This is a genomic window from Eubacterium ramulus, from assembly GCF_003122485.1.
Lineage (GTDB): Bacteria > Bacillota > Clostridia > Lachnospirales > Lachnospiraceae > Eubacterium_I > Eubacterium_I ramulus_A.
The window spans coordinates 1-6,792 of record NZ_JRFU01000072.1 but is presented as its reverse complement, the minus strand read 5'-3'; the positions used below and the strand labels follow the sequence as shown (position 1 = coordinate 6,792).

Here is a 6,792-nt window from a genome sequence, read left to right as displayed (position 1 = left end):
GTGGTCATGTGGGACAGGCAATCAGCAAATTTGCGTCAGCAGTTGGATTTTATGTTATTGTGGTAGATGACAGACCTTCCTTTGCCAATCGCAGTTGCTTTCCGGATGCGGAAGAAATATACTGTGAAGAATTTGAAAAAGCGTTAGATATGCTTCAAATAGGAAGTAATGATTATGTCACAGTAGTAACCCGTGGACATCGATTTGATCTGACCTGCCTGCGAAAAGTGTTAAAAGGTATTTTTCCACGTTATCTGGGGATGATGGGTTCCAAGCGTCGGGTAGCCGGTATCATTGATCTGTTGCAGGAAGAAGGAAATGCCGCAGAGACCGTAGCAAAAATTCACATGCCAATCGGATTAAATATCGGTGCGCTGACCGTCCCGGAGATCGCGATTTCCATTGTGGCAGAACTGATCGAAGAACGCAGAAAAGGAACGCCGCGACGTTCACACAGCCAATTGCTGACTTGTACCGATACAGATTCGCGGGTGATAGAAATGCTTGGTGATCCAAATGTCGGAAAAGCTATGCTGCTAGTATATGACACCAGCGGCTCCACCCCGGTAAAATCCGGTGCACTGATGACCGTCAACAGCAATCTGCAGTCAGCGGGAACCATCGGTGGCGGTTGTACCGAAAACGAAGTACTGCGGGAAGCATTTCGCATGATCGGAACCGGAGAAACAAAACTTTTTACACTGGATATGAGCAACGAAGTAGCGGCAGATCAGGGCATGGTGTGTGGTGGCCGTATGTTGGTATACGCAGCAGATCTTGGTTAATGTAGAGAGTACTTTAGTTATGCTTTGTTGCGAGCGAATGTTAGTTCCATTTATCACAACGTAAATAGCGCCCTCAGCTATTTTGTCTTTTCGAGCGATTGTTAGCCGAAAAGACAAAATAACTGAGGGCGCTTTTATAAATTTTAAATTCATTATAAGACGAAAATTTTATATCTGTCCCGCCGGAATCCGTTTCTGTCTATGTCGTTCAATTACCGCTGCAATCGAACCATAGCACACAGAATACATAAACGCCGCCAGCGCAAATGCTGTCAGTACATCAAATACAGAATGCTGCTTGATAAACATTGTAGATAAAATAATGCAAATGGTCAGAACCAGTGCAACATACTTAATCCATAGATGCTTTTTGATTTTTTCACTGTGACAAAGTGCAAAATAAATTCCAAGAGAATTGTATACATGAATGCTTGGAAACAGATTCGTCGGTGTATCCGTCGCATACAGTTTCTGCACAATGTGTACAAAAATATTATCCCTTGCAAAGCTTTCCGGCCGGAGTAGCTGTCCGTTCGGATATATCGCCGAGATGAAAAGGAACACAGTCATACCTGTAATAAGGAAAATTCCCATCCGCCAGCAGAGTTTTCCATCTGTAAATGCGATAAACAGAATTCCAATTGCCATGTATACAAACCACAGATAATATGGAATGACAAAAAATTCGCAGAACGGAATGTAATCGTCCAATGCCACATGAATGACATGAAAGTTTGAATTAATGTTTACTTTTTTCTCCAGGTAAGTGAACCATGGAATATAAATAAGTGCATAAAGCAATAGAAAAAAGTGTGTGTTATGTTTTAGATAGTTAAAAAATTTTTTCATACTCAACTTTGCTCCGAGATAGTCATAATCTGTTTACGCTAAAAACTGTATGTTTCAAATACAGTTTTTCCTCAAGGTTTATAGAAGAGTGTAGCATTATAAAAGGAAAAAAACAATGTGGAAAATATTAAATTTACCTTAAATAAAATCATTGTAAGTTGGTGGAAAATACGGGATAGCATAATAAATAAGGAAGTAAAAAGATCCTGTGAACACAGATAAATGTTTGCAGGATCTTTTTGGTATCGGAGTGACAAGATTTGAACTTGCGATCTCTCGCCCCCCAGACGAGCGCTTTACCAGACTAAGCCACACCCCGAAAGTAGATAGAACGTTACAGTCCATACGCGCCATTCGCAAAACGCCCTTTCGGGCTTCCACGTAGCTTCGCTACTACTTTACTATGTATCCAGCTAATTCCTCATGCAAGCATGATCATTACCTGAATACATGTGATGAGTGAACTGTAACGCATATTTTATCATAAAAAGATATGCTTGCAAAGCCTTTTTTCAGAAGTTATACTTAGATGGGATATGGAAAGTGGCAGGGTGGGACCTGTTTGGACGAAAAGTAGATTTTGGGAGGATAAGTATGGATGAACAGTTTTTATCTCCGATAGAAGTCGCGGAGATATTGCAGGTAAAGAAAAATACCGTTTATGAAATGATCAAACGTGGTGATCTGAAGGCAACGAAAATGGGAAAACAGTTCCGGATCGCACGAAATGATCTGTATGAATACATGGGCATAAGCCCGGAAGCAGAGTCTGCGGAAAATATTGTCATCTGTGGACAGGATCAGCTTCTGGATGTGCTTTGCTCTCTTTATAATGAACAGAGTGACGGAAAAACACAGGTGTACCGGTCTCCGATGGGCAGCTACAGCGGATTGTACCGGATGTATCAGAATGAAAATTATGTGGCAACCTGTCATATGTGGGATGGCAAAACAGATACGTATAATCTTTCTTATATTGAACGTATGCTGCCGGGAGAACAGGTGGCAGTTTTTCATCTGTTAAAACGCTGGCAGGGCCTTTATGTCAGAGAGGGCAATCCGAAAAATATTCAGGAATTTACGGATCTGACCAGAGAAGATGTCAGAATGATCAACCGGGAAAAAGGCAGCGGTATCCGCATTTTTATTGATGAGATGTGTAAAAAGCTGGAGATTGATTCGGACAAGCTCAGAGGGTATGAGGATGAAGCATCATCACATATGATCGCAGCAACCAATGTATTGCGCGGAAGTGCAGATGTGGCGATCGGAATTGAGAAGGTAGCAAGTCAGATGCAGGGACTTGATTTTATTCCTCTGAAACAGGAAAGTTACGATATTGTATTTCGAAAGAAAGATCTTAAGCGCAGCGAATTTCAGAAACTGCTGAATATCATTCGATCAGATGAATTTAAAAGTGAAGCGGAAACGATGTCAGGATATGATGTCAGTGAAATGGGAAAGCAGCTCTGGTAAGGAGCTGTTTTTTGTTTTACAGGAAATTTTTCTGAATTTCCTGTAAAACAAAATTTCCTAATATATAAACAGTGGGAAAGATAATATATGTCGTACAGTGGATGTACATTTTTTGCCGATGACAAAAAAGTAAGTAACTTACATAGATGTAACGAAGGCTGTTTGTTCAAAAAATAAGTTTTGAATTTTAGGTATACCACAAAAATACCAAGAAAAAGCATTGACAGAAAAAGAAATGTGTAGTATAACAAAACACATGAAACATAACAAAACATGATAAAACAAAAGAAAAAAGGATGAGAGAAAAGGAGATGAAGAAGAAAGTAATCAGCCTTATGCTTGTTGCAGCAATGGGACTTTCCCTGGCAGCATGCGGAAACAAAAACACAGATCAGGGGGCAGCAACTGACACATCTGCAAAAACAGAGCAGACAGATGCTTCTGAGGCAGCACCAGAGACAGCAGATCAGCTGGACAGCACAACAATCACAGTATTTGCAGCAGCAAGTCTTGAGAATGCATTAAACGAAGTAATTGAGAAATACAATGAGTCACAGCCAAACGTAACTGTTGTACCAAGCTATGACAGTTCAGGAACACTGCTTGCACAGATCGAGGAAGGTGCAGCTTGTGACGTATTCTTTTCCGCAGCTCAGAAACAGATGGATACATTACAGAATGACGATCAGTTAGTAGTAGACGGAACACGTCACAATGTAGTAAACAACCAGGTTGTAGTTATCACATACAAAGGAAGCGGTACAGCAGTAACAGGTCTTGAGAACCTGAAAGATGCAAAGAGCATCGCACTTGCAGACGGAAGCGTTCCAGTTGGTAAATACACACGTCAGGCACTTGTAAACGCAGGTATCCTTGATGCTGTAGATGATGTATCTACAATCCCGACAGATGTTGTTTCTCAGGCTCTGGGCGGAGTTGAAATCAACGAGTGCGGTAACGTAAGCGCTGTTAAAACTCAGGTAGCAGAGGGATCTAACGAAGTTGGTACTGTTTACTACTCTGATACATATGGTCTTGGGGACAAACTTGAGATTCTTCAGGTTGTAAGCTATGATCTGACAGGTAACGTAATTTACCCGATCGCTCAGGTTCAGAATGATGAAGCTGACGAGTTAGAGCAGAAAGCAGCTCTGGATTTCGTAAACTTTGTTAAATCTGATGCAGCAAAAACTATTTTTGACAGCTACTACTTTGATACAAACGTAGAAGATTAATATTAGCTTCTTTTGTGGCTAAAATTTACGCTGTGAAAAAGACCTCTGGCGATTTTGTCTCGTCAGCTAACAATTGCTTGCCGAGAAAAAATCGCCAGAGGTCTTTCTTCTAAGTTGTGTATGTAGTTCAGGTGTGCATAACAAAATGATATCAGTAATGAGTTTTTTGTTTCGTGCAACCTGAAAATTAAGTAGAATGTAAGTGAAACCCGGGTGGCGAAAGCTGGTCGGGTTTTATCTGAATAAGATAGAAATTGAAATATTTTCTGTTTTAAGATGCTTTATAGCGTGTAAGAGAAATGTCTCCGGATATATGATCGGAGCATAGGGAGAAAAATATGGACACAATTATGGAAATTGTAAAGAATCTGGATTGGACACCGTTGTTTATTTCCTTTAAAACAGGAATTGTGGCAACGGTTATTTCCTTTTTCTTAGGATTATTTGCGGCAAGAAAAGTCATTCATGCCGGTGAGCGTGCCAAAGCGATCGCAGACGGATTTTTGACGCTGCCGATGGTTCTGCCGCCGACCGTTGCCGGATTTTTCCTGCTGTTGTTATTTAGTAAGAGACGTCCGATCGGTATGTTTTTGTTTCATCAGTTTGGCATCAAAGTAGTACAGACCTGGCTTGGCTGTATCATTGCGGCAACGGTGATTTCGTTCCCGTTGATGTATCGAAATGCCCGTGCTTCCTTTGAACAGCTGGATGCTAACCTGATCTATGCAGCGCGGACACTTGGTATGTCTGAATTGCAGATTTTCTGGAAGGTGGCAGTACCAAATGCAGGACCGGGTATTATCGCAGGAACGATCCTGACCTTTGCGCGTGCACTTGGTGAGTACGGTGCGACTTCTATGCTGGCAGGTAATATTCCCGGAAAGACGTCGACGATTTCGCAGAAGATCGCCATGGTTATTCAGGATGGTGATTATCTGACGGCAGGCGTATGGGTTATTCTTATTTTAGCGATTGCTTTTGGCATTATCGTTGCAATGAACCTTGTAGCAGGAAAAAATATGAAAAATACACAGAGCTGGTAAATACGTTCCCTGTATCTGTTTATAAAATGCAAAAAACGAATGGATATGTGTAAAGCATTTAAAATGTTTTGAGCAAAAATGGGAAAATCTGTGTTGTGAAAGGAATACTATGGCAATAGAAGTAGCGATAAAAAAGAAAATTGGCAATTTTTCTCTGGATGTTGCGTTTTCAGCAGGGGAGGAAATGTTTGCCCTGCTTGGTGCTTCCGGATGTGGCAAAAGTATGACATTGAAGTGCATTGCAGGAATTGAGACACCAGATGAAGGAAAAATCGTGTTAAACGGACGTACCTTATTTGACTCTGAGAAAAAAATCAATCTGATTCCGCAGAAACGAAAAGTTGGATATATGTTTCAGGATTATGCGCTGTTCCCGAATATGACCGTCGAGAAAAATATCATGGCGGGTATGGGAAAGAAATCGGAAAAAGCGATTGTGCAGGATTATATCCGACGTTTCCGTCTGGAAGGATTGGAGCATCATCTGCCACGTCAGCTTTCCGGAGGTCAGAAACAGCGTGTGGCACTGGCGCGCATGATGGCGTCACAGCCGGAAATTCTGTTGTTGGATGAGCCACTGTCCGCACTTGACAGTTTTTTGAAATGGCAGGTAGAAGAAGAACTGCAGGATCTGCTTTCTGAGATCGGAAAAACAGTACTTTTTGTATCCCATAGCCGTGATGAAGTATATCATTTGTGTGATCGTATCTGCGTATTGGAAAAAGGTCACATGGAAACAATTCAGGAGAAAAAAGAGTTTTTCGCAAATCCGGTAACACAGGCAGCAGCCCGTATTTCCGGATGTCGAAATATCGTGCCTGCAAAACGCTTGTCTGCGCATCAGCTGGAAGTTCCGGACTGGGGTATCTGTTTTGAACTGGAAAAAGAAATTCCGGAAGATATTTCTTTCGTTGGTGTGCGTGCACATTATATTGAAGTGTCAGCGGACTTAGAACCGGCGAAAAACAGTTCTATTATGCAGATGGACCGTCTGTTAGAGCAGCAGTTTGAATCCGAACTGGTTCTGAAATACAATCAGGATACGATGTCACTGCGTATTCTGATGGATAAAGAACAGGCAGAGCAGTTGGCAGCGCACGAAAAATTACGCGTGACAATACCTGAACATGCATTGCTGTTGCTGAAAGCGTAATACTTTTTGTGACTAAAAATTTACATTGTGAAAAGAACTCTGCGATTTTATCTCAGTCTGAGTTGAGACTCCCACTTCTGCAAGGACGCCACTGAAAAACTGTTTTTACATACAATATATAGTAGTGAAAAACATATAAATATACTTTATCTTGTACTGCTTTGCGCAAAATAAGGACTTTTTCAGTGGCGTCCTGCAAGTGGTGAGTAGTAACAAGTATTTCTCAGTGGGAGTTCAATCTCCGACTGAGA

The 6,792-nt window shown here is 41.4% G+C and carries 6 protein-coding genes and 1 tRNA gene; 5 read left to right on the top strand and 2 right to left on the bottom strand.

All coding sequences use genetic code 11. The features are described from left to right. Positions 1–785 (top strand): XdhC family protein (locus LG34_RS06620; protein WP_146190199.1); only part of this gene is annotated, 785 nt, incomplete at its 5' end. Between the two features lie 168 nt (positions 786–953). On the opposite strand, the gene LG34_RS06615 is transcribed toward LG34_RS06620, so the two are convergent. Continuing rightward, positions 954–1,634 carry a phosphatase PAP2 family protein gene (locus tag LG34_RS06615; protein ID WP_109215395.1) on the bottom strand — a complete coding sequence of 227 codons (681 nt, stop codon included), beginning with the start codon at positions 1,632–1,634 and terminating at the stop codon, positions 954–956. 245 nt (positions 1,635–1,879) lie between these two features. Beyond that, positions 1,880–1,953: transfer RNA gene (locus tag LG34_RS06610), tRNA-Pro, on the bottom strand. Between the two features lie 275 nt (positions 1,954–2,228). Between LG34_RS06610 and LG34_RS06605 the strand changes: the two genes are divergently transcribed. From LG34_RS06605 to LG34_RS06590, 4 genes are all read left to right on the top strand, one after another. Continuing rightward, the gene (locus LG34_RS06605) at positions 2,229–3,110 is read left to right on the top strand and encodes a helix-turn-helix transcriptional regulator (protein WP_109215394.1); all 882 of its coding nucleotides are present in this window, start codon (positions 2,229–2,231) and stop codon (positions 3,108–3,110) included. Between the two features lie 311 nt (positions 3,111–3,421). After that, positions 3,422–4,345: a molybdate ABC transporter substrate-binding protein gene (modA, locus tag LG34_RS06600; protein ID WP_109215393.1), complete on the top strand. Its 924-nt coding sequence runs from the start codon at positions 3,422–3,424 to the stop codon at positions 4,343–4,345. 338 nt (positions 4,346–4,683) lie between these two features. Beyond that, a complete protein-coding gene (modB, locus tag LG34_RS06595; protein ID WP_109215392.1) occupies positions 4,684–5,388 on the top strand; it encodes a molybdate ABC transporter permease subunit in 705 nt (234 codons plus the stop codon). A 109-nt stretch (positions 5,389–5,497) separates the two neighbouring features. Next, on the top strand, positions 5,498–6,541 hold the full coding sequence (locus tag LG34_RS06590; RefSeq protein WP_109215391.1) for a sulfate/molybdate ABC transporter ATP-binding protein: 1,044 nt from the start codon (positions 5,498–5,500) through the stop codon (positions 6,539–6,541). Positions 6,542–6,792 lie beyond the last annotated feature (251 nt).